Here is a 24,893-nt window from a genome sequence, read left to right on the forward strand (position 1 = left end):
GGCGGGCGCCCGGGCGGCGGCCCCTCGTTCGCCGTGGCCCGGGTCAAGGTCGGCATCCACCCCCGCGGGGACGGAAGGCGCACTACAGTGCGGTCATGTTCAAGTCAGGGGTGGGGTTCCTCGCGTTGTTCGGTGTCGGCTGGTGGCTGCTGGGGACGAGCGCCTTCGACGGGTGGGTCCGCCCCGTGTCGATCGTCGTCGGGTGCTTACTCGCGCTCGGCCTGATGCTGGCCGCGAAGCGGTTCCTGCCGGCGTCGGCGGGAGGCCTCTTCCCGGCCGAGCAACGGCGGCGGTTCAACCGGATCAACGCCGTGCAGTGGCTGCTCATCATCGCCGTCGCCGTCGTGTGCGGCGTCAGCGGTACCCCGGTGCTGATCCCACCGCTGGTCGCGCTCGTCGTCGGCCTGCACTTCCTCCCTCTCGCGGTGGTCTTCGAGCAGCCGCGGCTGCGCGTACCCGCCGCGCTCCTGATCCTGGCGGCGGCGGCCGGTCTCGCCGTGTGGGCGACCGGAGGACCGGACGAGACCGTGCGCCTCGTGGTCGGTGTCGCCGCCGCGCTCTCCCTGTGGGCCACGGCCGCCTGGACGGTCGCCGGCGCGGCGCCCGCTCCTCGGGCGGCGACACCGACGCCGTAGGTCGTGTCCGGGGTACGTCCGTGGGACCAGGGCGCGTCCGCCCAGGTGCGGCCGTCGAACGCAGGTGCCTCACCGTCCGGCTTCGGACACTCCCTCAATGCCCCGACTGCAGGAGCGTCATGAGCGCGCGGGCGGCGGGGCTCGTGGCCTGTACGGGTGGCAGAAGAGCCACGGTCTCGTAGACCGCCTCGTCCGCGCCCTTCACGGGGAGGGCGGCCAGGGCCTCGCGCTTGCGCCGGAAGTGGCGCGGAACGGCGGCGACCCCCAGGTTCTCGTCCACCAGGTCCAGCAGGCTGTGGACGTCGTTCACCTCCAGGGCGACCGTGCGCACGACCCCCGCGGCGGCGAACGCGGCGTCCGTGGCCCGCCGCGGCCCCCAGTCGGGGTGGAAGTCGACGAAGACCTCGTCGGCGAGGTCCTCGGGCGCGACCTGGCCGGCCGTCGCGAGCGGGTGCTCGGGATGGCACAGCAGCGACATCGGTTCGGCCGCGAGCGGCACCGAGCGCAGGCGGTCGGAGTCGGCCCGCGTGCGGTAGGCGAACGCGAGGTCGAGACGTCCGGCGGCGACCTCCTCCGCCAGGTCGAGGGAGCCCGACTGGCGCAGCCGTATCTCCACGTCCGGGTGGCGGCGCCGGAAGGCGGCCAGCAGCCCCGCCGCGTACACGCCGGCGATGCACTGCTCCGTGCCCAGCGCGAGCGTGCCGCGCAGCACGCCCTGCACCGCCGCCACCGCCTCGTGGGCGGCCCGCACCTGCGCCAGGATCCGCTCCGCCTCGCCCAGCAGGGCCCGCCCGGCCTCGGTCAGCGTCACCCGGCGGGTCGTCCGCACGAACAGCGGCGCCTGCAGTTCGCGCTCCAGCGCCCGGATCGACGCCGACAGGCCCGACTGGGAGACCATGAGCCGATCGGCGGCCCGGGTGAAGTGCCGGTCCTCGGCGACGGCGACGAAGTGCTGGAGGTGGCGCAGTTCCATGATTGAGCAGCGTATCCGCTGAATCCCATCGGATTCTTCTGTTGGACCGATGGGCGCGGATGAGGGCAGATTGGGTGTGGCCCCTCCCGGGGATCCCGGGCGCCGGGATCCCGGATCGCACCCCTCTCGCCATGGAGTCGCGTTGTACACCGCACACACCGACCGCTATGCCGCCATGCCCTACCGGCGCGCCGGCCGCAGTGGCCTGAAGCTGCCCGCCCTGTCGCTGGGGCTCTGGCACAACTTCGGCCCGGACCGTACGGCCGAGACCCAGCGCTCGATCCTGCGCCGCGCCTTCGACCTCGGGATCACCCACTTCGACCTGGCGAACAACTACGGTCCGCCGCCCGGCTCCGCCGAGTCCGCCCTCGGCGGCTTCCTGAAGACGGACTTCGCGCCGTACCGGGACGAACTGATCATCTCGACGAAGGCCGGGTACCTCATGTGGCCGGGTCCGTACGGCGAGTGGGGCTCGCGCAAGTCCGTGCTGTCGTCGCTGGACCAGAGCCTGCGGCGGCTCGGGCTGGACTACGTCGACGTCTTCTACTCGCACCGCTTCGACCCGGAGACTCCCCTGGAGGAGACGATGGGCGCCCTGCACTCCGCGGTGCGGCAGGGCAAGGCGCTGTACGTCGGCGTCTCCAACTACTCGGCCGAGCAGACCCGTGAGGCCGCCCGCATCCTCGGCGAGCTGGGCACCCCGCTGCTCATCCACCAGCCCCGCTACTCGATGCTCGACCGACGCCCCGAGGACGAGGGCCTGCTGGACGCGCTCGACGAGCTGCAGGTCGGCTCCATCGCGTACTCGCCGCTGGAGCAGGGGCTGCTCACCGGGCGGTACCTGGACGGCATCCCCGAGGACTCGCGGGCGGCGAGCGACAGTCCGTTCCTGAACCGGGACGTCCTCACGGCGGATCTGGTGGCGCGCCTGCGCGCGCTGCACGACGTCGCCGAGTCCCGGGGCCAGAGCCTCGCCCAGCTCGCCCTCGCCTGGGTGCTGCGCGGCGGCCGGGTGACGTCGGCCCTGATCGGCGCGAGCAGCGCCCGTCAGCTGGAGGACAGTGTGGCCGCGATCGGCAACCTCGACTTCGATCCGGAGGAGCTGGCCCACATAGACAAGCTGGCCCGTCCGTGAGCCGGGAGTGAGGGCGCGGGAGTCCGGCGGTACCCGTGCCGGCGCCCGGGCGGGGCGCCGGGGCGGGGGTTACGCCGCGGGGGCGGGCGGCCGCGGCCGGTCGGCGGCCCGCATCAGCAGGTGCCCGCGGCGGAACCGCTCCTCCTCGCCGGGCTCGCGCAGCATCCGGCCGATCTCGACGAACCCGGCCTCGCGGGCGAGGGCGGCGAGATCGTCGATCGGCCAGCGGTAGGCCGTCGTCACCTTGTGGTCGAACGCCTCCACCGGCCCTCCCTCGGACTCGAAGAAGCCGAGCAGGAGGGTGCCCCGGGGAGCCAGGACCCGGCTGAACTCGGCGAAGTACGCGGGGAGTTCCGACGGCGGCGTGTGGATGACCGAGTACCAGGAGACGATGCCGCCCAGTGCGCCGTCGGCCAGGTCCAGGGCGTCCATGGAACCGAGGTCGAAGCGCAGGTCGGGGTGGGCCGCGCGGGCGAGGTCGATCATCACCGGCGACAGGTCGATGCCGCGGACGTCCAGGCCCAGGTCCCGAAGGTGGGCCGTCACGTATCCGGGGCCGCACCCAAGCTCGGCGACGGGCCCCGCGCCCGTGGCGCGGGTGAGATCGGCGAAGGCGGCGATCACGGCGCGGTCCAGCGGGAGAGCGTCGAGCGCCTCGCGCGCGAGGTCGGCGTAGAGAACGGCCATGGCGTCGTAGGCATCCGCGGTGACGCGGAGGTGCGCGTGGGTGTCGGTCACGGGGAAGAGCCTAGGTGTGGCACCCGGCCACCCTCCACCCCCTCTGCTTCGGCCCGCACACCGCCCCGTCCGTCACCTGCCGGCGTGCGGGTGCGGGACGGAGCCGTCGGTTCCCGTGCTCACCGCCGCGTCGAGGAGGGGTCCGAGCTCCTCGGCGACGGTCGTCAGCGCGCGGACGTCCCGCTCCGCACGGGCGATGAGGATCGCCCCCTCCAGCGTGCTGATCATCAGCGTGGCGAGTGGCCGGGCCCTGGCCTCGGGCACGCCCATGCCCGCCAGGGCGTCGGCCACGGCGGCGTTCCAGGTGCGGAAGGCGGCGGTCGCCGCCTCGCGCGTGGAGGCGGTGGACTGCGCGAGATCGACGGTGGCCGCCGCCACCGGGCAGCCGCCGCCGTAGCCGATCGCCTCGTACTCGTCGGTCCACTGGCGCAGCATCGCCGTGAACAGACCGCTGGGGGTCGGCTCCGGCAGTGCGGCGAGGAAGCGGGCCACGCGCCCGGCGGCGTAGCGGCCCGCCCAGTCCACCGCCTCGTTGACGAGCTGTTCCTTGCCGCCGGGGAAGTAGTGCTGGAGTGACCCGCGGGGCGCCTCGGCGTGGGCGGCGACATCGCGCATCCCGGTGGAGGCGGCGCCGTCCCGCCGGATGAGCTGTGCCGCGCTGAAGACCATGCGCTCCCGCGGGCCCCGTTCGGGCGCTGCCATGTCGTGTCTCCCTGCCGTCTCGGGCCGGGTCGTACCGGCGGCCCCCTCCCCCACGAGCGGGAAACCCATCCTATGACAGCGGTCATAGGTGCGCCTATTATGACCACTGTCATAGTCGGGCGTTCCGGGGCCCGGTCTCGTCCCGAGAAGACGGAGGTGCCCGATGTACGTCGGATTCCTGGGCCTCGGAGTCATGGGGCAGCCCATGGCCCTCAACCTGGCCCGTGCCCGTACGCCCCTCGTCGTCTGGAACCGGAGCCCCGCCCGGTGCGCACCCCTGCGCGCCCTCGGGGCCGAGGTCGCGGCGAGCCCGGCCGAGGTCTTCGACCGTGCCGGTGTCGTGGTCGTGATGCTGGCCGACGAGGACGCCATGCACTCCGTCCTGGGTCGCGGCACGCCGGACTTCGCCGCCCACGTCGCCGGGAACACCGTCGTCCACATGGGGACGACCTCGCCGGAGTACGCGCGGGGGCTGGCAGGCGAGATCCGGGCCGCGGGGGGCCGTTACGTGGAGGCGCCGGTCTCGGGCTCCCGCGTTCCGGCGGAGCAGGGGCAGTTGGTGGCGATGGTGGCCGGCGACGACCAGGCCGTCGAGCCGGTTCGTCCGCTGCTCGCCCTCATGTGCCGCGAGACCTTCCGCTGTGGCACCGGGCCGGGCGACGCCCTGCTCATGAAGCTCTCGGTCAATCTGTTCCTGATCACCCTCGTCACCGGCCTGACCGAGGCGTTCCACTTCGCCGACCGGCACGGGCTCGACCGGCGCCTGTTCCTGGAGGTGGTGGAGGCCGGGCCGATGGCCAGTGCGGTCGCCCGCATGAAGGCGCCGAAGCTGCTGGCCCGGGACTTCGCCGTCCAGGCGGCGGCAGCGGACGTCCTGAAGAACAACCGGCTGGTCGCGGGGGCCGCCCGCGCCGCCGGCGTGGCCTCCCCGCTCCTCGACGTCTGCCACGCCCTCTTCGACGAGACGGTGGCCCAGGGGCATGGCGCCGAGGACATGGTGGCCGTGCTCCACGCGCTGGAGGCCCGTACGGACACCGGGCGCCGACCCGCCGGGCGCGAGGGCCCGGACGCCCCCGGAGCCGACGGCCGCGAGGCCCGTACGGACACCGGGCGCCGACCCGTCAGGACGGCATGTTCTGTTCCGCCCACACCACCTTGCCGGTGACCGTGCGGCACGAACCCCACCTGCGGCACAGCATGTTGATGAGCTGAAGCCCTCGCCCGCCCTCGTCGCTGACGTCCGCGTGCTGGATCTGGGGCAGGTCGGGGCCGGTGTCGGAGACCTCCACGACGAGGCGTTCGCCGCGCAGCAACCGCAGTTCGCCGGGGCCGTTGCCGTAGCGCAGGGCGTTGCCGACGAGTTCGGAGACGACGAGTTCACAGACGTCGGCCAGCTCCGTCAGGCCCCAGTCGGCGAGTTGACCGGTGACGAGGCTGCGTGCGGCGGAGGCGGCCCGCCCGTCCTGGGGCAGCTCCCACACCCGCAGATCGGAGGGCGGGAACGACATGCCGCGGCCGATGAGGAGCACGGCCTCGTCGAACCGGTCGGCGCCGGCGGGAGCCCCCTCCACCAGGCCGCCCGCCTCCAGCGCCGCCGGCGGGAGGCCTCGCGCCAGTGAGCGCAGACGCTCCAGCTGCTCCTCCAGGCCCGCGTCCCTCGACTTGACGAGGCCGTCGGTGTACATGACCAGATGGCCGCCCTCCGGGACCCGCAGCCGCAGCGGGTCGTACGGGATCACTCCCGCTCCGAGAGGCGCGCCGGTCGGCACGGGGACGAAGTCGGCCGAGCCCCGCCCGTCGACGAGCAGGGGCGGCAGGTGCCCGGCACTGGCCAGGGTGTACGTGGAGTCGGCGGGGTCGTAGACAGCGCAGAGGCAGGTGGCGACCTGTTCGTCCTCCAGGTCGCGGGTGGCGAGGTCGAGCCGGGCGAGGATCCGTTCGGGGGCCATGTCCAGGGTCATGAGGGTGCGGGCCACCGTGCGCAGACGCCCCATGGTGGCGGCGGCGGGCAGACCGTGCCCCATGACGTCGCCCACCATGAGGGCGGTGCGTCCGCTGGGCAGGGCCATGACGTCGTACCAGTCCCCGCCCACGCCGTGGTGGGCCGAGGACGGCGCGTATTCGGCGTGCACCCGCAGTCCCGGGGTCACCGGCGTCACGCGCGGCAGCAGACTGCGCTGCAACGACACGACGTGCTCGCGCTCGCGTCCGTACAGCCGGGCGTTGTCGATGAAGACGGCGGCGGTGGAGGCGAGTTGTTCCGCCAGGGCCAGGTCGGTGGAGGAGAACGGCGGCGTTCCCGGGCCGCGGACGAAGTCGGCGCTGCCGAGCAGCAGTCCGCGGGCGATCAGGGGCACGGCCAGATAACTGTGCACTCCGGCGGCGCGCATCTTCGCGGCGGCGCTCTCGGTGGGGGCGACGCGGGCGAAGTCGTCGTCGCGGATCCGGCTGACGAGGACCGGCTTGCCCTGCCGCAGGCAGTAGCGGTGGAGCAGGGTCTCGTGCGGGATCTCGGCGTGGACGAAGGTCTCGCCGACCGGTGTCGGCTCCAGGGAGGACAGCTCCTCGATGGCGCACAGGGCCGTGGCCCGCATGGCGGGCAGGCCCGTCCCGGTCCAGCGGGAGCCCTCGTCGCCTCGGAAGACGCTTTCCAGGATGTCCACGGCGGCTCCGTCGGCGAACCGGGGCACGGTGAACTCGGCGAGCTCCTGGGCGGTGCGTTCGAGGTCGAGGGTCGTGCCGATCCGGGACGTGGCCGAATTCAGCCAGGCGAGCCGGCTGCGGGTGGTGATCCGGTCCGGCGGCAGGAGGCCCCTGCTCCGGCGGAACCGGGCGCCGGCCGCGCGGTGCGCCGACGGGTCCCCTCCGGCCGAGCCACGGCCGGTCAGGCGCCGTCTGCCGCTGCCGCCGTTCACTCTTTCGGCCCCCTGACAGGAATGGACGTCATGTGGTGCACAGTCTGCACCGGAAGCCGCCCGATCGCACGTGAAGTCGTACGGTCCGGAGACCGAAAATATGCAGAGGGGGCGCACGGCGTGCCGTGCGTGTCCGCCGGCGGTGCGGGAGGCCGTGTCGCACGGCTCGTGCGTCTTCGGGAAGGGGGCCGCGGGCGTCGCCGCCGGGGGCCGGGGGCCCGGCGTCCGCGGCGCTCGGGCCGGGCGCGCCGAGGCGACCGGGAAGAGGGACGCGGCCCCGCCGGCTCGGGGCAGGCGGGGCCGGGGCGCGGCCCCGTCTCCGGGGGTGAGCTGGAGGACCGCGCACCGCCACCTTGCCACCGACGGCCCGGCTGCGACAGGGTCGTGCACGAAAGAACCTTCGGCATATGCCGGAGCATGTCCGTACACGCCGTGGCCCTGCGTGACCGGCCGCGCCGCCGGCCGGGCGCTCCCCCCTCGGCGGTCCGGCCGAGCAGGTCCCGTCTGTGGGCCGGCTCGGCGGGATCAGCCGATGGTGACCACGTGCGCCCACGCCGGTGGCGTGTCCGGGGTGTAGTCGGGGTTGTCCTCGACCACGCGGGCGGGCCGGGGGAAGAGGCCGACGACGGTGCGGCAGGGCGGTGGCGCCGAAGGCCAGGGGGTCTGGCCGTCCGTCAGGGCGACGATGACGTCCGGGCGGGCCGGGGAGCGCAGGGCCCGGGCGAAGCCGGAGCGCAGGTCCGTCCCGCCGCCGCCGACCAGGTCGATGTTCTCGGCGCGGCACAGCGGGACGGCGACGCCGGCAGCCGCGTCGCAGGAGATCACCGAGACCAGGTCGCGCCGCCCGCCCACCGCCCGGGAGATCGCCGTCACCTCCAGCAGCGCGCTGCCCAGTTCGGCGTCGCTGACCGACCCTGAGGTGTCGATCACGACACAGACCCGGGGCGGTGTACGGCGCAGGCTCGGCAGGATCACCCGGGGAACACCGGCCGAGCGCCGCGAGGGGCGACGGTAGCTGTGGTTCTCACCCACCCCCGGCGCACCCGCCGCCGACCGGATCGCGGCCCCCAGCAACCGCCGCCACGGCTGCGGCGGATGGAACGCCTCCTCCGCCCATCGGCGCCATCCCTCCGGCGCGTCGCCCGGCCGTCCTTTGATCCCCTCCGCGACCCGGAAGCGGACCGCGTCCTGCTGTTGTCTGCTCAGGCCGTGCGCCCCGTCCGGTCCCAGCTCCCACGGCCGGTCCTGGCCGTCCGCGCCGCCGCCGCAGTCCAGCCAGGCCAGGTCCGCGGCGAGCCCGGACATCGACGCGGTGCGCAGGTACTCCTCCATCAGCTGGTCGTCCGGCAACCGCAGCATCGACGGCAGCACCGCCCCGGTGGGCCGGGGCAGACCGTCGCCGTAGATGTCGTCGTTGATCTCGAAGTCGGCGGCGATGTTGCGCCGCAGCCGCTCCCCCGGCCCGTGCTCGTCGTGCTCCTTCGCGTACCGCTCGCTCCGCCCGTGGTGGTCGCGGAGCAGATGGGACACCTCGTGCACCCAGACGCCCGCCAGTTCCTCGACCGGGGTGCACGCCACGAAGGCCGGGGAGACGTAACAGCGCCAGTGGGCGTCCACCGCCATCGTCGGCACCGACCGGTCCTCCACCACGTGCAGGGCGAAGAGCGCGCCGGCCAGATAGGGGCGTACCTTCACCGCGTGCAGCCGGGCGGCCAGCAACTTCTCGCTGTCCAGCGGGAGTCCGGGCGGGGTGGCTCGACCCGAGGGGCCTGACGAATCCGTTCCGCGCGCCTGGTCCGTGCCGCCCGAGGGGCCGGCGGCGCCGGACGCGGCGGGCCGTCCGCCGTAGCCCGCCGGCGGCGGTACGGTGGCCCGCACCGGGCGGGGCGGGGGCGGCGGGGACATCGGCCGCGGGAGCGGGGCGGGGGTCTCGCGGTGCGGCCGCCGCGCGGGCTTCGCCGGCCCCGTCATCGGCGGGTCCCCGGCGCGCGGTCGGCCTCGGCGGCCGCCACGGCCCGGCCCACGGACCGGTCCGCGCGGCGGGCCAGGCCGACGACCCCGGTCAGCCGTTCCACCGCCTCCGGAATCTCCCAGTCGTCGCGCCGCAGCCCGGCGAGCGCCGTCGCCGGTGCGACGAGGAGGTCGGGGGCGCCGGTCTCCAGCGCCCGGACCAGAACCGCCCATCCGGCCTCCCACCGCTGCCGTTCCGGGCGTGCCCCGACGGCGGCCACCACCGCCTCCAGCGTCGCCTGGCGCAGATCGCCGCGCTCGGGCAGGTCGGCGGAGGCCGGGTCGGCCAGCAGCGTCTCCGGGTCGGGCAGGTCCATCCGGTCGAGATGGGCGAGGAGTTCGAGGCCCGGCCCGTCCCCCACCGCTCCGCGCACCAGCAGCGCGAGGACCTCGCGGGAGGCGGCGGCCGCCGTCCCGAAGGCCAGCAGGGTCAGGGCGGCCTCCCAGCTGCGGGGCGAGGGCCAGGCGCCGCCGCGTCGCGTCTCGGTGGTCGGCAGCCGGTGGATCATCGTCGGCCGGGCCTTGAGGAAGCCGCAGACCGCGCGGCGGGCGAAGGCCACCGCCTCCGGCAGCTTCTCCGGCATCAGCCGGGGCAGCTCCGCCCGGGGCCAGACGCCGCCCAGGCCGCGCACCACCACCTCCCGGTCGTGGACCCAGTAGAGGTGCACGAACCGGTTGGCCAGCGGGGGGCTCAGCTCCCAGCCGTCCGCCGCCGACGCGCGGGGGTTCGCGGCGGCCACGATCCGTACGCCCGGCGGGAGTTGCAGCGCACCCACCTTCCGCTCCAGGACCACCCGGAGCAGTGCGGCCTGGACCGCGGGCGTGGCGGTGGAGAGCTCGTCCAGGAAGAGCAGGCCGCGCCCCGCGCGTACGAGTTCGACGGCCCACTGCGGCGGCGCCATCGGCACGCCCTGGACGGCAGGGTCGTCGCCCACGATGGGGAGTCCGGAGAAGTCGGACGGCTCGTGGACGCTGGCGATGACGGTCGTCAGCGGCAGGTCGAGGGAGGTGGCGAGCTGGGTGAGGGCCGCGGTCTTGCCGATGCCCGGTTCGCCCCAGAGCAGGACGGGCAGGTCGGCCGCGACGGCGAGGGTGAGGGCTTCGAGCTGCTCGTCGGGGCGCGGCTCGGTGGTCGTCGTCCGCAGCAGGGACAGGAGGTCGGCGGCGACCCCGAGACGGGACGGGGTCGGGGAGGCGTCCGCCGGGGGGTGGGGGCGCGCCCCGGAGGCGGGCGCCGGGGCGGGGGCCGAGTCGGGCGCGGCGAGGGGGGCGAGGGTGCTGGTGCTGGGCGTCATGGGCATCACCTGGGTGGCTGAGGGGACGGGACGACCCGTCGCGGAAGGCGGAAGGGCATGGGGACGGGCGCGCAGAGGTGCGGCGCGTACAGGGCGGTTCAGGTACAGGGCGGTTCAGGAAGGGGAGCGGGTCATGGGGACAGGCCGGTGCGGGGCCGGGACCGGCTGCTCCGCTTGCGGCGCCAATCGAGAGGCGTGTGGCGGTCGAGCCGGGGACGGTGGCCGGCCGCGGTGCGTCCCGCGTCCGATGCCTGGCCGCTCCCGGCCGAAGCCGTCGCGGCGGCGGGGTGTTCGGCCGGCAGCCCCGAGCGGAAGAGGCCGTGGTCGACGCGGCGGGCCGCGGCCGACATCAGCTCCTCCCGGAGCGGCCCGTCGCGCAGGACCGCGCCGGGCCCGAGCAGGCCCTCGACCACGGCCAGCGCGCCGGCCACGTCGCCGTGGCCGAGCCGTTCCCGTACCGCCGGCAGGGCCTGCGGGTCGCGGTGCACGGCGTCGATAGCCCGCAGGCAGGGCAGCGCCGGACCGCCGAGGGCGACCAGCAGCTCCTCCCGGCGCAGGGTGGTCGGATCATGGTCGATCGCCGACAGCACCCCGTCGCGCAGGGCGATCCGGTGGACCTCGCCCCGGCACTCCACCCGGTGCGGATCACCGGGTTCGGGGGCGAGCCCCGGGATGCCGCCGGGCACGGGTGCGCGGGCGGCGGGTGCCAGTGCCGTCGCGACGAGGGGGTGGAGCCGGTCGACGGCGACCAGCCCGGCGCGTAGCAGCTCCAGGTCGGGCAGGGTCCGGGCCGCCGCCTCCGGCAGCACCGGGAGCGCCGCCGCCTCCCGCGGCGGGAGTGGCTCTCGCGGCGGTCCGCAGACCGGGACATGGCCGGCGTCGGGGGCGACGAGTTCGAGGACGGCGCGTCGTCCCGCTCCGAGGCGTACGACGAAGGCTCCGCGGGGGCGTCCCTCGGCGCGCAACAGCAGCTCCGCCTCGGCGGCCCAACGCGTCACCGCCCACGCCCCGTCGAGGTCACCGGTGAGACCGGGGGGCGGCACCGCGGGCCGAGCGCCGCCGGTGAGGCCGCACCGCCGCGCCAGTTCGCCGGCCTGTCCGGCGTCCCACAGGTGCCGGTGCAGGTCGAGCCGGAACCGCCGGTCGGGGTGCGGGTGCGGGTGGGAGGAGGCGTAGGTGCGCGGAAGACGGCCTGCGGCGGCCTTTCCGGATCCTTCCCAGAGGGTCAGGGAGAGGCGTTGTCCGGCGTCCGCCCAGGCCGGAGGTGTCCGTACGACCAGTTGGAGCGGGTCGTCGGCGGAGCGGTGGTACGCGGCCAGGGCGAGGGTGAGGCCGGGGCGGAGGCGCCCGTCGGGGGCGATCCGGGGCATGTGCCAGCGCAGCAGGTCCGGCGCCAGTCGGCGCAGGTCCGCACGGACGCGGGTGGCGATGTCGGTGCCGTGGCGGATGGCCACGGCGCGCAGATCGAGATCGACGTCGATCCGGGCGGCGGCGCAGGCGCCCGCCCAGTCACCGACCGTACGCCGCGCGGTGGCGGTCTCGATCATGGACGGTGGTACGGCGTACCGGCGTACGCGCGCCCACATGGACAGGCGGGGCGGAAGCTCGTCGGCGAAGTGATGTGCCATCAGCACTCACCTTGCGCGAACGAGTCCCCCCATCGGTACGAGGCGAAGTTCATCATCGCGGGGATCGTAACCCATGATCCCTCGAACCCTCCTGCGGTTTTCGCCGCAGCTCCGGGCGACTCCCACGGGGGCGGTGTGAACCGGCCGTGCCGGGCAACAAGGAAGGTCCGCACAAGGCCCCCGTGGGGCCCCGCAGGAAGGAAGCCTCCATGCTCCCCGACATCTGGTCCTACTCCGAGACCGCGATCCACGCGGCGGACATGAACCTGACCGGCTACCAGGTCGAGGCGACGGACGGCGGTATCGGAAAGGTCGACAAGCACTCCGCGGACGTCGGCAGCTGCCACCTCGTGGTGGACACCGGCCCGTGGATCCTCGGCAAGCAGGTCGTGATCCCGGCGGGCATCGTCACCGCCGTCGACACCGCGACCAGGACCGTCCACGTCAGCCGCACCCGGGAACAGGTCAAGGACGCCCCCGAGTTCGTCCCCGACCCGACCGGGAAGGACGACGACCACCGCATGAAGTTCGCGGACTACTACCTGGCGTTCTTCCGCTAGGGCGTGTCCGGAAGGTCCCGCCCGGCCCGGCGTCCACGGGCAGGGGCGGGGCGGGCGGGCGGTGAAAAAGAGTGGTGTGCGGTCCGACGGCCCGCCTATCGTGGCGGCGCGACCGCGCCCCCGATGCGCTCGGCTGCGGCTACTTCATCTGACAACCAAGTGACGCCGCGGCCTCCTTGGATCTCGGACGGCGCGGTCGCCCTCGCCCCGGCCCACCGCCTCTCGTGGTGGCCGGGGCCGTCCGATCGTCCGGATCCGGGGGGATTCACTGCCTCGCTTCACCCGACGTGTCTCCAAGGTCTGGCCGGAGATGCTCGTGGCCCCGCACGTCTCGGCGGCCGCCGCCCGTATGCCCGCCTCCACCAGCCCCGCCGCGCGCGTTCTTCGGCCCACGGCCCAGAGCTCCCACACCTATGAAGGAGGCCCGGCTTTCGTACGTGAGCCGCGGGAAGAGCTCTTCCTGCTGGCCGTCGGAAACCTCGTCACCCAGCAGACCTTCTACGAAAGCGGCCGGGAACGCGACGACCGGTACCTCCGGCTCGTCGGGGAACTCGCGGTCGAGGACCCGGTGTGGACCGCCGGTCTGCTGGGCTGGCTTCGCCAGGAGGGCCATCTGCGCACGGCGCCCCTGATGGGCGCCGCCGCGTACGTCCGGGCCCGCCTGCTGGCCGGCTCGCCCCCGAGCCCGGGCCCTTCCCACCGCGCAGTGATCGATTCGGTCCTCCAACGGCCGGACGAGCCCGGCGAACTGCTCGCGTACTGGATGTCGGCGTACGGCCGGAACGTGCCGCAGCCCGTGAAGCGGGGCATCGCCGATGCCGTACGCCGCTTGTACACGTCCCGGTCCCTGCTGAAGTACGACACCGCGTCCAAAGGCCTCCGCTTCGGTGACGTGCTCAACCTGGTGCACGCCTCCCCCGACCCCGACAAGCCGTGGCAGGGCGCCCTCTTCCGGTACGCCCTGGACCGCCGCCACCACCCCGAGCGGGCGGTTCCGCCGCCCTCCGACCGGCTGCTGGCCGCGCACCGGGCGCTCATGGAGCTGCCCCGCGCCGAACGGCGGTCCGTGGTCACCGGGCCGGACGGTGCCGAGCGGCTGGCGGCGGCGGGCATGACGTGGGAGGCGCTGGCGGGCTGGCTCCAGGGTCCGCTGGACGCCGCCGTCTGGGAAGCGGTGATCCCGTCGATGCCGCCGACGGCGCTCCTGCGGAACCTGCGGAACTTCGACGAGGCGGGCGTCAGTGACGAGGTGGCGGCCCGGGTCGCCGCACGGATCTCGGACGCCGACGAGGTCGCCCGGTCCCGGCAGTTCCCCTTCCGCTATCTGGCCGCCCACCGGCATGCGCCCTCCTCGCGCTGGGCGGCCCCGCTGGAGCGGGCCCTCGGCCACTCGCTGGCCCACGTGCCCGCGCTGCCCGGGCGGACGCTGATCATGGTGGACCGGTCCGACTCGATGTTCTGGGACACCGTCTCCGAGCGGTCCACGCTGACCCGGGCGGACGCGGCGGCCGTGTTCGGGGTCGCGCTGGCGATGCGCGCCGAGCAGGCGGATCTGGTGGAGTTCGGCTGGACCAGCCCGGTAGTGCCGTTCCGGGCGGGGGAACCGGTGCTCGACGTGCTGTCGCGGTTCCACCGCCTCGGGGGCACGTACACGACGAAGGCGCTGCGCACCCGCTACCAGGGGCACGACCGGGTCCTCATCGTCACCGACGAACAGGCGGCGGAACCCGGCCGCGCCGGGGTGCCGGAGCCGGTACCGGCCGAGGTGCCGGTCTACACCTGGAACCTGGCCGGGTACCGGCCGGCGCACGGGCCCACGGGCCCGCGCCGGCACACCTTCGGCGGCCTCTCGGACGCCGCGTTCCGGATGGTGGACCTCCTCGAGTCCGGGCGCGGGGCCGCGTGGCCGTGGGCCGCCGACCCGGCCTGACCGCGAGGTCAGCGGCTCTGGTCCCGGACGCCCCACGGGCTCCCGTACGCGGTCAGCAGGTCGAGGAAGGGGCGCGGCGGGAGGGCTTCGGGGCCCAGCACTCCGGCGCCCGACCATGCGCCGGTGGCGATGAGTTCCAGGGCCACGACCGGGTTGACGGCGGTCTGCCAGACGACGGCCTGGGAGCCGTACTCGCGCATGGACCACTGGTTGTCCACCACGTGGTAGAGGTACACCTCGCGCGGCCTGCCGTCCTTGGTGCCCTTCACCCAGGTGCCCGCGCAGGTCTTGCCGGTCATGCGCTCCCCCAGGGTGGCCGGGTCCGGCAGGCAGGCGGCGACCACGTCACGCGGGGAGACGCGTACGGAGGTGCCGTCGGCACCGCGGACGGCGACCGGCTCGGTCGCGTCGAGGCCGAGCGCGTGCAGGGTCTTCAGTTTGCCGATGAAGTCGTCGCCCAGGCCGTACTTGAAGGTGACCCGGCGGGCGTCCACCCAGCGCGGGACCAGCAGCACTTCCTCGTGCTCGACGTTGACGCACTCGACCGGGCCGATGCCTTCCGGGAAGTCGAAGACCTCGGGCTCGCTGAACGGCTCCGTGGTGAACCATCCGCGCTCCCGCTCGTAGACCACCGGCGGGTTGAGGCACTCCTCGATGGTCGTCCAGATGTTGAAGGACGGCGCGAAGTCGTATCCCTCGACGGTGAGGTTCGCTCCGTCGCGGATGCCGATCTCCTCGATGTCATCGAAGAGTTCGTCGGCGGCGTACCGGGCGAAGACGTCCGAGAGCCCCGGCTCGACCCCCATGCCGACCAGTGCGATCCGGCCCGTCTTCTCCCACGCGTCGGCGCGGGCGAACTGTTCGTCGCCGAGCTTGACCCCGCACTCCCGGTGGGGCAGGTCGGGGTGCGGCCGGGACAGGGACATCGCCATGTCGAGGTAGTGGCTGCGCGAGGCGAGCGAGGCCTCGAACAGTGGCATCACGAAGCGCGGATCGGTGGCGTTGAGCAGGAGGTCGCACCGCTCGTCGGCGAGGAGCGCGGCGACCGCGGTCTCGTCGGAGGCGTCGACGCGGCGTGCGACGAACCGGCCGGCGGCGTCGTCGAGCGCGGCCACGGCGGCCTCGGCGCGGGCGAGGTCGTAGTCGGCGACCACGAAGTGGTCGAAGAAGTCCCGGCGGGCCGCGATCCGGGTGATCGCGGTGCCGACGCCGCCGGCCCCCACGAGCAGAACACGCATGACGAAACCCTCTCTCGGTGCGGGGAGGCGCAGGTCCGCGCCTCCTGGGAGGGGATGAAAGCCGGGCGGGCGGATTAAGGTCAATGGTGTTGGCATAAGGTGCGGGGCGCCGGAGGACGAACCGGCGCGGCGGATTCCGGTGGGGTCCGGCGGTCGCTCGGACGGAGTGCGGGAGGTACGGGATGGCGAAGCAGGTGGTCCCCGAGGGGGCGCGCAGGAGGCGGCGTCCGACCCGGCAGGGCACCGTCCTGTCCGAGCGGCTGATCGTCGAGACGGCCCTGCGGATGTTGCGCGAGCACGGCAGCGACGGGCTGTCCGCCCGTCGCCTCGGCGCCGCCCTCGGCGCGGATCCGAGCACGCTCTACCGCTATTTCCAGGGCATGGACGGGCTCACGCTCGCCATCGGCGAGGAGCTGATCGGCCGGGCCCTGGACGGATGGGCCGCGACCGGCGAGTGGCGGCGCGATCTGCGGGAGCTCGGCCTGCGGATCCACGGCGCCTATCTCGCGCATCCTCAGGCGGCGTTGTTGACGGCCAGCCGTGTGACGGGCCGGCCGCGCGAGATCGCCGCGGACGAGGCCGTCCTCGGCATCCTGCGCACCGTCGGCTTCCCCGACGCCGACGCGGTGCCGATCTACCACGCCTTCATCGACCAGAGCCTGGCCTTCGCGGCCCTCGACGCCGGTTCCCTGGCCCTGAGCGAGACGTCCCGGGCCTCCGACGAGCGGCAGTGGGAGTCGACGTACGCCCGCCTGCCGGCGGAGACGTACCCGCACATCGCGGCGACCGCGCGGCTGCTCTCCGCCCGGATGACCCACAGCGCGTACCCGGTGGCGCTGGACATGCTGCTGACGAGCGCGGAGGCGCGCCTCGCGGCGCTGCGCGCGGACGGTTCGGCTCCCTAGCCGGGGCGCTACGGGGGCGCGGCGGCCGCCGCCTCGCAGGCGGCGGACCGGGGTGCGCGACACCGCCCGACGTGGGCCGGGTGACATTCGACGATCGGTTTCCGGAGTCGCTGCGTACAATGCCGGACATGGCATGCCGCATCAGTGAGCTGGTCATCGACGCCGCCGACCCCGAGCGCCTCGCCGCCTTCTGGAGCGAGGTCCTCGGCTATGTGGAACTCGGCCGGGAAGACGACGGAAGTATCGAAATCGGGCCGCCCGACGCCGGTTTCGGCGGGCCGCAGCCGACCCTCATCCTCAGTCCCAGCAGCGAGCCCCGGCGCGGGAAGCTCCCGCTGCACCTCGACGTGAACCCCACCGACCGTGACCAGGAGGCCGAGTTGGAGCGCTTGCTCGCCCTCGGCGCCAAGCCGGCCGACGTCGGACAGACGGGCGAGGAGAACTGGCACGTCCTGGCCGACCCGGAGGGCAACGAGTTCTGCCTCCTACACCGCAGGCTGCAGCCTCTCTAGCCCGCTGTACGGCGCGGAGGACGGTTGTCGGCGCACGCCCTGCGGGACGGCCGGCGGTCCGAGGCGGACCGGGACGCGAAGGCGGTCGGGTGCCGACCCGGCCGCGTTCCCCGGGGTTCGGTCAGGGCTGCGAGGGCACTCGGTCTCCGTACCGGCTGGGAGCGCGGCGGGCTCCGGTCCACCGACACGACCGCGACGGCGTGCTCTCATCCCCCCGCGGACCGCGAGGAGTTGCCATGAACGTCACCGCAGACTCGGTCAGCCTGTCCTACAAGGGTCTGGACGGCGTTCCGACCTGGGTGCTCCTGATCGTCGTGGTGCTCGTCCTGGTCTGGATGGCGGTCAGCCGGCGGCGACGGGACAAGTCCTGAGCCGTGTCCGCGGCGCCCGTCACCGGGACATGAGGCGCCGATTCCGCGGAGCGGCGTGACCACCCCACCCCTGACTGTCAACCCACATTGACAGGGCCTCCGATGTCAACGTAGATTGACGTCATGACGGAAGCAACGGACCTGGCCGAACGGGCGGGCGACCGCGACCCCCGGGTGGGGCTGCGGGCGGTCGCCGCACTGCGCAGGCTGCTGGAGCAGCTGGAAGCCGTTCAGGTCAGAAGCGCGCGCAATCAGGGCTGGTCGTGGCAGGAGATCGCCGCCGAGCTGGGCGTGAGCCGCCAGGCCGTACACAAGAAGCACGGGAGGTCGTGATGTTCGAACGGTTCACCGAGGACGCCCGGGCCGTCGTGATCGGCGCCAGGGCCTGCTCCACGCGGGCCGCCGCGTCCGAGGTCACCAACGAGCACCTGCTGCTGGCCCTCCTGGACCTCGAGGGAGCGGCGCGGACCGGCTTCGCCTTCCACGCGCTGGGAGTGCTGGACCGGCGGGCCTCGCTGGAGGCCTCCCTCGACGACGCGCGACGGCACGGGGGCATGACCCAGGCCGACCAGAAGGCGCTCGCGGCGCTGGGGATCGACGTGGCCGGTATCGTCGCCCGGGTCGAGCAGACGCACGGAGCCGGCGCGCTCGTCGGCGGCCGCAAGGAGCGGCGCCGGTGGTCCGGCGGGCCCTCCTTCGCCCGCGAGGCGAAGACGACCTTGGAGAAGTCGCTGCGGATCGCGCTGGGCAGGCGGGACCGGTTCATCGGCGCGGAACACATCCTGCTGGCCCTCACCGCGCAGGACGGCGTCGTCGCCGAGGTCCTGGCGGAGCACGGAGCCACCTACGCGGCCCTGGAGCGGGCCATGTTCGGTCAGCCGGAGGCCGGTTCGGCGGCCTGAGGCTTCCCCGCGGGTCGCGGGTCGCGCCCTCCGGGTGCGGCGGGCGGGCCCGGGCTGGGTGCGGCCGTCCCGGGCGGGTCCCCGAGGCGTCCGCTCCCGCCGGCCGGTGCTCGTCGGGGCGTACGGCCGCAGCCGAAAGGGCGTCAGGTACCGTCCCGGCATGGCTACTTCAAGATCAAGACCGGGCCGGCGCGGTGTCGCGCTGCTGGCCGGGCTCGTGTCCGTCGTCTCGCTCCTCGGGGTCGGCGCCGGGGCGCCGGACGCCGTCGCGAGCGGGACCGAGCTGTCCGGCGCCCAGCGGCTCGGGACCCAGCAGGTCCTCTTCCGGTCGGGCACCGCCGGTTACGGCTGCTTCCGGATCCCCACCCTCGTGCGCACGCGCAAGGACACGCTGCTGGCGTTCGCCGAGGCGCGCACCTCCCCCACCTGCGCCGACCGCGGGCCGATCGACATCGTCGTACGCCGCTCCACCAACGACGGGCGGACCTGGAGCCCGATACGCGTGGTCCTGTCCGGGGACGAGAAGGATCCGTACGCGCCGCACGTCCGGGGCAACGGCTCCCCCGTCGTGGACCACGAGACCGGTCATGTCTTCCTGTTCTCCAACTCCGAGAGCCACATCCCCAAGACGGGCGAGTACCGGCGGTCGTGGGTGCAGCGGAGCACCGACGACGGGCTCTCCTTCGAGACGCCGCAGCCCGCCCCACGCCTCCTCTCCGGCGGCAGGGGCTGGTTCGGCACGGGCCCGTCCGCCGGCATCCAGCTGCGCGGGGGCCCGCACCCCGGCCGCCTGGTCGTCGGGGCGTACGAGACCTCCGCGGACGGGAAGGAGCAGCGGATCGGGCTGCTCTACAGCGACGACGGCGGAGGCTCCTGGCAGGCGAGCGCCACCCAGAACTCCCTCCGCAAGGACGCCGCGGGGAACCCGACCGCCAAGCCGGGTGAGCCGGTGGTGGCGGAGCTGCCCGGGGGCAGGGTCTACGTCAGCGCCCGGACGCCGTACGGCGACGTGCGCCGGATGCACGCCATCACCCCGGCCGGCGGGTCGAGCGTCCCGGCGCTCGACTTCACGGCCGGCTGGCAGGGCGCCGACGTCCAGGTGTCGGTCCTGGCGCCCGCCAAGACGTACGAGCAGGACCCGGGCGACTTCCTGCTGATGTCCGCGCCCTCCGACGCGAACGGCAGGCGGCAGGAGATGCGGCTGCAGTACGCGCGGCTGCGGGATCCCGCGCACCCGGTGCCCAGCTGGCAGAACGTGGCCGGCGGACTCGTCAGCGCGAAGCCGGAGGACCGCGCGAGCTACTCCTCCATGGCGGAGCTGTCCTCGGGCGAGATCGGCCTCGTCTACGAAGGCGGCACCGTCTTCTCCGCGCAGTACATCTACTTCAACCGGTTCGCCCCGGACGACAGGAACGTTCCGGCGGCCGCCCGCCTGAACCTCCCGGCGGAGGTTCGGACGCGGGGCACCGCGCTGCCGCATCCCTCCCCCGCCCCCGGCCGGACCACACCGGACGCGAGCCCGGAGGCGAACGACGGTTACCTGTCCGCGAGTGCGGCCCTCGCCGACGGCGCCTCGTTCGGGACGACGCCCGCCGACACCGTCGACTTCGGGCAGGGCCTCCGCCTCGACGGCGCCACCGGCCACGCCGAGCTGCCGTACAGCCGGTCGCTCACCCCCGGCGCGGGCGACGTCACCTACTCCCTGTTCTTCCGCTACGACGCGACGGCCGCCACCGAGCAGCAGGCGCTGCTGTGGGCGTACGGCGTCGGTGCGAACACGCCACAGGTGTGGGTGCGCGCACAGCCCGGAGAGAACCGGATCATGGCACGGGTCGAGGGCGTCAACGGGCATGTGACGGCCGTCGTCCCGGGACCACACGCCGCGCGCCCCGCGTTCGGTGACGGCGCTTGGCACCATCTGACCCTCACCCGGCGCCTCCCGACGCCGACGCAGCCGAAGGAGACCGTCACGCTCCAGGTCGACGACCGGGTCGTCACAAAGGCGTACGAACCGGCCGTCGGGGGCGCTCCGACGCTGGGCGCGCTCGCCGAGGAACCGCTCGACCACCCGCTGGGCGTCCGGCTCGGCGACAAGCCGCCCGTCGACCCGGTCACCGACCTGAACGACGGTTTCACGGGCACGATCGACGAGTTCCGGATGTACCGGACCGCGCTGGAGCAGCCGGAGCGCGAGGCGCTGCGCGGGCCCGGCGCCGCCGGGGTCGCCGAGGACGCGCTGGGCGCGCACCTCGCCTTCCAGGTCGTCGACACCGCCGATCCGGTGGAGCTGAGCGGCCGCCGCGTCCAGGACGATGTCGCCGGACACTGCGCGGACGCCACCATCCTCGGCACCGCCGACCTGGAGACGGAGGCCCCGGCCAGGAATCCCCGGATCGGCAAGGGCGCGCTCGCCTTCTCCAGCACCCTGCCAGGCATGGAGGTGCCGTACGTCCCGGCCGTCGACAACGGCGCGGGCGACTTCACCTTCACCGTCTGGTTCCGGTACGCCGCCACGCGGTCGACCAAGGACGCGGCGCTGATCTGGGCGTACGGACACACGTCGGGGAAGCCAACCGTGTGGGTGCGGGCCAAGCCGGCCACCGACCGGCTGACGGCGCGGGTCGAGACCCCCCAGGGGTCGGTCGCGCTCGATGTGGTGGACACCCAGGCCGCGGGCGAGAGCGACCGGGCCGCGTTCGGCGACGGCCAGTGGCACCTGCTGACCCTGACCCGTCAGAACGACAGGCTCACACTCGGCGTCGACGGCATCGATCCCGCGGCCCCGCAGGCCCGGCTCACGACGAAGGACGGTCCGGCGGGCGCCTTCACCGCCGGGAACCCCTCGCCCGGCGGCCTGCGGATCGGCTCGAAGCCGGACGGCACCGACGTCCTGACCGGCGCCCTCGACGACTTCCGCTTCTACAAGCGGGCGCAGGGCGCGGCCGAGGTCGAGACCATCCGCAAGACGTCCCCGGGCGGGTGGAGCCCGCCGAACGACCCCTCGGTGTGGTGGTCGATGGAGCCTGGCAACACCGAGAACCACCTCGTCATGCGGGCGGCCGCGGACGCGGCCACTCCGGCCACCCCCGATGCCTCGGACCACTGCGGCCATGCCTATGTGCGAGGCGGGGCGGCCTTCGACGCCACCGGAGGAAAGTTCGGCGGCGGCATCCGCTTCGACGGCGTCGACGACGCCGTCGAGCTGCCGTACGGTGCCGGCAAGGCGCTGGGGGCGCGGGACTTCACCCTCGCGACCTGGGTGCGCTACCGGGCCGAGGAGAACACCACGCCGGTGCTGGCCTGGGCGTACGGGTACGGGACCGCCGAACGCCAGTTGTGGATCCGCGCCGTGCCCCGGGAGAACAAGGTCGTCGCCCATGTCCAGACCGACACGGCGACGACGACGCTCGAGGTGCGGGCCCCCGCGGGAACGGTCTTCGGCGACGACACCTGGCGGCATGTGGTCCTGCGCCGCCTGAACGGCGAGCTGACGCTGTCGGTCGACGGGGTGCGCCCGCCGGGAAAGGCCGTGACCGGGTCGGTGACATACGGGGACGCGTTCGCCGTGCGGGGTCTCCAGTTGGGTGCCCGGCCCGACGGCGGGGCGGTCGACCGGTTCACGGGCTCGATGGACGAGTTCCTGCTGGTGCGGCGCGGCGTGTCGGACGACGAGCTGGACGCGATGCGCGGGGAGGGTCACGTGCCCGCCGCCGGGCCGGCCACGGTGGTCCGCCTCCCGTTCGACCAGGTGACGCCGGGCGGCTCGTACGCCCGGATGTAGCGGGAGACGTCGGCCCGCCCCGTACGCCCGGATGCCGCGGAGGGCACCGGGCGGCCGGGGCGGTGACACCGGGGCGGGAGCCGGCCATGGGGGACCCGGCTCCCGCCCCGGGGGTCAGGCCAGGACGTTCAGGGCGCCGGGGCACACCCGGACCGTCACGGGCAGGGTCGCGTCGACCTCGCCGTCCGCGCCGTACGGCAGGGGCCGGTCCGCCTCGATGCGTATCTCCGCGCCGCGCAGGATCTCGACCTCGGGCCGGTGCACGTGGGCGCCGGTCTTCAGCTCGTTCATGGTGGCGAAGAAGTGCCGCTTCGGGGCGGTCTTGATGATCACGACGTCCAGGACCCCGTCGTCCAGGCGGGCGCCGGGAGCGACCTGGCGGCCGAAGCCGTAGTAGCCGGAGTTGGCGGCCACGACGGTGTAGCCGGAGCGCTCGTGCGTCTCCCCGTCGACGGTGATGCGGTACGCGGCCGGCTTCCAGGCGACGACCGCGCGCAGGCCGCCGGCGTAGTAGGAGGCGGCGCCGCGCAGCAGACGGGAGGCGTTGGCGTGGCGGTTGGCGACGGCGTCGACGCCCGCGTACACGCTGCCGAGTACGTGGGTGCCGTGGTGCACGGCGGACCGTACCTCGATGGTGTCGACGGCCCGTGGGGCGCCGTCGAGCAGGAGGTCCGCGAGTGCGGCGGTGTCGGAGGGCAGTCCGAGGGCGCGGGCGAAGTCGTTGCCGCGGCCCGCGGGGACGAGTCCGAAGAGGGTGTCCGTGCCGGAGAGCGCGCCGCCCACCCGCCCGGCCATGCCGTCGCCTCCGACGGCGAGCACGACGCGGCCCTCGGCTCCGGCGGCGTGGGCGAGTTCCTGGGCGTGGTCGAGGCTGCGGCTGTAGACGGTGTCGAGCCGGGCGCCCCTCTCCCGCAGCAGCCGGGCGAGCGGGAGCAGGCCCGCCGTCCCGCTGGAACCCCCAGCGGTGGGGTTGACGATGGCGGTGAAGTGGCGCATCGATCGGCCTCCGGGCGGCGGTGACGGTGGTCAGCGGATGGGGACGAGGACACCGGGGTTGAGGATGCCGGCGGGGTCCACCTCGGCCTTGACGGCCTGGAGCATACGGATGCCGAGCGGGCCGACCTCCTCGAGGTAGGCCTCGCGGTGGTCGGTGCCGACGCCGTGGTGGTGGCTGATCGTGCCGCCGGCCGCCAGGATGGCGTCGTTGGCGGCCCGCTTCACGGGCTCCCAGTGGGCGATCGGGTCGGCGCCCTGGGCGGAGACGACGGTGAAGTAGAGCGAGGCGCCGTTCTCGTACGTGTGCGAGATGTGGCACATCACCAGCGGCGGGGTGCCGGCCTCGGTGAGGGTGGTGGTGAGCGCGGTGCGGACGGCGGTGTAGAGGCCGGGGAGCGCCGACCAGAACGCGGCGGTCTCCAGCGTCTCGGCGAACGCGCCCGCGTCCAGCAGGGCGTCGCGGAGGTAGGGGGCGTTGTAGCGGCCGTGTTCCCAGCGGTCGCCGGGCTCCTCGCCGGCGTACTCGCCGCCGCAGGCCAGCAGGATGTCGCGGGCGGCGGCGCGGCGGGCCCCGGTGTCCTCGGCGGTGCCTTCGTAGCCGACGATCGCCATGCAGCCGGAGGCGGGCGGGGCGTCGGCGGCGCCGATGGCGTCCGGCTGGGCGAGCCCGATGAAGGTCTCGGTCTCGTCGGAGAGCCGCAGGACCGTGGGGCGCGGGCCGTCCTGGGCGAGGCGGCGCAGGGCGGCGGTGCCGGCGTCGAACGAGGGGAACCGCCAGCCCTCATAGATCCGTTCGGCGGGCAGGGGGCGGATCCGGACGGTCACCGAGGTGATGACGCCGAGGGCGCCCTCGGAGCCGAGGATCAGCTGGCGCAGGTCGGGGCCGGCGGCCGAACGGGGGGCGCGGCCGACCCGGAGGGTGCCCTCGGGGGTGGCGACGGTGAGCGCGAGGACCATCTCGTCGAAGCGGCCGTAGCCGGCCGAGGCCTGGCCGCTGGAGCGCGCGGCGGCGAACCCGCCGACGGTCGCCCACTCGAAGGACTGCGGGAAGTGGCCGAGGGTCCAGCCCCGCGCGTTGAGGAGGGCCTCGACCTGCGGGCCGCGCAGGCCGGGCTCCAGGGTGGCGGTGCGGGACACCTCGTCGAGGTCGAGCAGGCGGTCGAGCAGCCTCAGGTCGAGGGCGACGAAGGGCCGCTCGGTGGTGGGCGCAAGGCCGCCGACGACGGAGGTGCCGCCGCCGAACGGCACGGCGGCGAGGCCGTGCGCGGCGCAGGCGGCCAGGACGGCGAGGACCTGGTCGTGGTCGGCGGGCAGCGCGACGGCGGCCGGCAGGGCGTCGGTCTCGCCGGCGCGGATGCGCAGAAGGTCCGGGGTGGACTTGCCCCGGGTGTGACGGACGCGGCTCTCGGCGTCCTCGCGGAGCCGGTCCTCGGCGCCGAGGGCGGTCACGAGCGCCTTGCGGGCGCTGTCGTCCAGGGCCGGGGCGGCCACGTCGATGTCGGCCAGGGCCGGGGGGCCGCTCTCGGCGGGTGTCACGCCGAGCAGGTCCCGCAGGAGGCCGGTCACCGAGTCGGGCAGGGGGGCCGCCTTGGCCGGGTCGCCCCAGCCGCTCCACAACATGTCCACGTTGAGTCGTTCCTCACGGTGTGTTTCCGGGATGGCGCTGA

General features: G+C 74.3%; 21 protein-coding genes. 11 read left to right on the forward strand and 10 right to left on the reverse strand.

Annotated elements, in window-relative coordinates:
• Nucleotides 1–95: 95 nt before the first annotated feature.
• Nucleotides 96–635: a hypothetical protein gene (locus ACFZBD_RS06095; protein WP_391136253.1), complete on the forward strand. Its 540-nt coding sequence runs from the start codon at nt 96–98 to the stop codon at nt 633–635.
• A gap of 94 nt (nt 636–729) precedes the next feature.
• Here ACFZBD_RS06095 and ACFZBD_RS06100 read toward each other — a convergent pair whose 3' ends face one another.
• Nucleotides 730–1,608 carry a LysR substrate-binding domain-containing protein gene (locus ACFZBD_RS06100; protein ID WP_391136257.1) on the reverse strand — a complete coding sequence of 293 codons (879 nt, stop codon included), beginning with the start codon at nt 1,606–1,608 and terminating at the stop codon, nt 730–732.
• Between the two features lie 142 nt (nt 1,609–1,750).
• On the opposite strand from ACFZBD_RS06100, the gene mgrA reads away from it, so the two are divergent.
• Nucleotides 1,751–2,743, forward strand: coding sequence for an L-glyceraldehyde 3-phosphate reductase (gene mgrA / locus ACFZBD_RS06105; RefSeq protein ID WP_391136259.1), 993 nt, complete (start codon nt 1,751–1,753; stop codon nt 2,741–2,743).
• Nucleotides 2,744–2,812: 69 nt separating this feature from the next.
• Here the strand turns inward: mgrA and ACFZBD_RS06110 are convergent, their stop codons facing one another.
• The gene (locus ACFZBD_RS06110) at nt 2,813–3,430 is read right to left on the reverse strand and encodes a methyltransferase domain-containing protein (RefSeq protein ID WP_391138484.1); all 618 of its coding nucleotides are present in this window, start codon (nt 3,428–3,430) and stop codon (nt 2,813–2,815) included.
• 123 nt (nt 3,431–3,553) lie between these two features.
• The gene (locus ACFZBD_RS06115; RefSeq protein WP_391136263.1) at nt 3,554–4,183 is read right to left on the reverse strand and encodes a TetR family transcriptional regulator C-terminal domain-containing protein; all 630 of its coding nucleotides are present in this window, start codon (nt 4,181–4,183) and stop codon (nt 3,554–3,556) included.
• Between the two features lie 163 nt (nt 4,184–4,346).
• Between ACFZBD_RS06115 and ACFZBD_RS06120 the strand changes: the two genes are divergently transcribed.
• Nucleotides 4,347–5,348 carry an NAD(P)-binding domain-containing protein gene (locus ACFZBD_RS06120; protein ID WP_391136266.1) on the forward strand — a complete coding sequence of 334 codons (1,002 nt, stop codon included), beginning with the start codon at nt 4,347–4,349 and terminating at the stop codon, nt 5,346–5,348.
• Here ACFZBD_RS06120 and ACFZBD_RS06125 read toward each other — a convergent pair.
• The 4 genes from ACFZBD_RS06125 to ACFZBD_RS06140 all read right to left on the reverse strand — a co-directional run bounded on the left by ACFZBD_RS06125 (nt 5,305) and on the right by ACFZBD_RS06140 (nt 12,031).
• Nucleotides 5,305–7,098: a SpoIIE family protein phosphatase gene (locus ACFZBD_RS06125; RefSeq protein ID WP_391136269.1), complete on the reverse strand. Its 1,794-nt coding sequence runs from the start codon at nt 7,096–7,098 to the stop codon at nt 5,305–5,307. The two genes, ACFZBD_RS06120 and ACFZBD_RS06125, sit on opposite strands and share 44 nt — an antisense overlap.
• Before the next feature lie 525 nt (nt 7,099–7,623).
• A complete protein-coding gene (locus ACFZBD_RS06130; protein WP_391136272.1) occupies nt 7,624–9,069 on the reverse strand; it encodes a VWA-like domain-containing protein in 1,446 nt (481 codons plus the stop codon).
• On the reverse strand, nt 9,066–10,403 hold the full coding sequence (locus ACFZBD_RS06135; protein ID WP_391136276.1) for an AAA family ATPase: 1,338 nt from the start codon (nt 10,401–10,403) through the stop codon (nt 9,066–9,068). Before ACFZBD_RS06135 ends, ACFZBD_RS06130 begins: the two co-directional genes overlap by 4 nt.
• Nucleotides 10,404–10,534: 131 nt before the next feature.
• Entirely contained in the window at nt 10,535–12,031 is a 1,497-nt protein-coding gene (locus tag ACFZBD_RS06140) for a hypothetical protein (protein WP_391136279.1), read from the reverse strand.
• A 209-nt stretch (nt 12,032–12,240) separates the two neighbouring features.
• Between ACFZBD_RS06140 and ACFZBD_RS06145 the strand changes: the two genes are divergently transcribed.
• Together ACFZBD_RS06145 and ACFZBD_RS06150 are read left to right on the forward strand one after the other, a co-directional pair.
• Nucleotides 12,241–12,591 (forward strand): PRC-barrel domain containing protein, encoded by a 351-nt coding sequence (locus ACFZBD_RS06145; RefSeq protein ID WP_391136282.1) that lies wholly within the window; start codon nt 12,241–12,243, stop codon nt 12,589–12,591.
• 310 nt (nt 12,592–12,901) lie between these two features.
• Nucleotides 12,902–14,521, forward strand: coding sequence for a TROVE domain-containing protein (locus ACFZBD_RS06150; protein ID WP_391136285.1), 1,620 nt, complete (start codon nt 12,902–12,904; stop codon nt 14,519–14,521).
• 8 nt (nt 14,522–14,529) lie between these two features.
• Here the strand turns inward: ACFZBD_RS06150 and ACFZBD_RS06155 are convergent, their stop codons facing one another.
• Entirely contained in the window at nt 14,530–15,759 is a 1,230-nt protein-coding gene (locus ACFZBD_RS06155; RefSeq protein WP_391136288.1) for a saccharopine dehydrogenase C-terminal domain-containing protein, read from the reverse strand.
• 182 nt (nt 15,760–15,941) lie between these two features.
• On the opposite strand from ACFZBD_RS06155, the gene ACFZBD_RS06160 reads away from it, so the two are divergent.
• From ACFZBD_RS06160 to ACFZBD_RS06185, 6 genes are all read left to right on the forward strand, one after another.
• Complete coding sequence (locus tag ACFZBD_RS06160; protein WP_391136291.1) at nt 15,942–16,664, forward strand: TetR/AcrR family transcriptional regulator C-terminal domain-containing protein; 723 nt, start codon at nt 15,942–15,944, stop codon at nt 16,662–16,664.
• 128 nt (nt 16,665–16,792) lie between these two features.
• Nucleotides 16,793–17,176, forward strand: a complete 384-nt coding sequence (locus ACFZBD_RS06165; protein WP_391136294.1) for a VOC family protein — start codon at nt 16,793–16,795, stop codon at nt 17,174–17,176.
• A gap of 236 nt (nt 17,177–17,412) precedes the next feature.
• The gene (locus ACFZBD_RS06170; RefSeq protein ID WP_391136297.1) at nt 17,413–17,547 is read left to right on the forward strand and encodes a hypothetical protein; all 135 of its coding nucleotides are present in this window, start codon (nt 17,413–17,415) and stop codon (nt 17,545–17,547) included.
• 123 nt (nt 17,548–17,670) lie between these two features.
• Nucleotides 17,671–17,880, forward strand: a complete 210-nt coding sequence (locus tag ACFZBD_RS06175; protein WP_391136300.1) for a helix-turn-helix domain-containing protein — start codon at nt 17,671–17,673, stop codon at nt 17,878–17,880.
• Nucleotides 17,880–18,449: a Clp protease N-terminal domain-containing protein gene (locus tag ACFZBD_RS06180; RefSeq protein ID WP_391138486.1), complete on the forward strand. Its 570-nt coding sequence runs from the start codon at nt 17,880–17,882 to the stop codon at nt 18,447–18,449. Before ACFZBD_RS06175 ends, ACFZBD_RS06180 begins: the two co-directional genes overlap by 1 nt.
• 160 nt (nt 18,450–18,609) lie before the next feature.
• On the forward strand, nt 18,610–22,230 hold the full coding sequence (locus tag ACFZBD_RS06185; protein ID WP_391136303.1) for a LamG-like jellyroll fold domain-containing protein: 3,621 nt from the start codon (nt 18,610–18,612) through the stop codon (nt 22,228–22,230).
• A 114-nt stretch (nt 22,231–22,344) separates the two neighbouring features.
• On the opposite strand, the gene ACFZBD_RS06190 is transcribed toward ACFZBD_RS06185, so the two are convergent.
• Nucleotides 22,345–23,226, reverse strand: coding sequence for a YegS/Rv2252/BmrU family lipid kinase (locus tag ACFZBD_RS06190; RefSeq protein WP_391136306.1), 882 nt, complete (start codon nt 23,224–23,226; stop codon nt 22,345–22,347).
• 30 nt (nt 23,227–23,256) lie between these two features.
• The gene (locus ACFZBD_RS06195; protein WP_391136309.1) at nt 23,257–24,852 is read right to left on the reverse strand and encodes an FAD-linked oxidase C-terminal domain-containing protein; all 1,596 of its coding nucleotides are present in this window, start codon (nt 24,850–24,852) and stop codon (nt 23,257–23,259) included.
• Nucleotides 24,853–24,893 lie beyond the last annotated feature (41 nt).

The organism is Streptomyces sp. NPDC008121, from assembly GCF_042957155.1.
GTDB lineage: Bacteria > Actinomycetota > Actinomycetes > Streptomycetales > Streptomycetaceae > Streptomyces.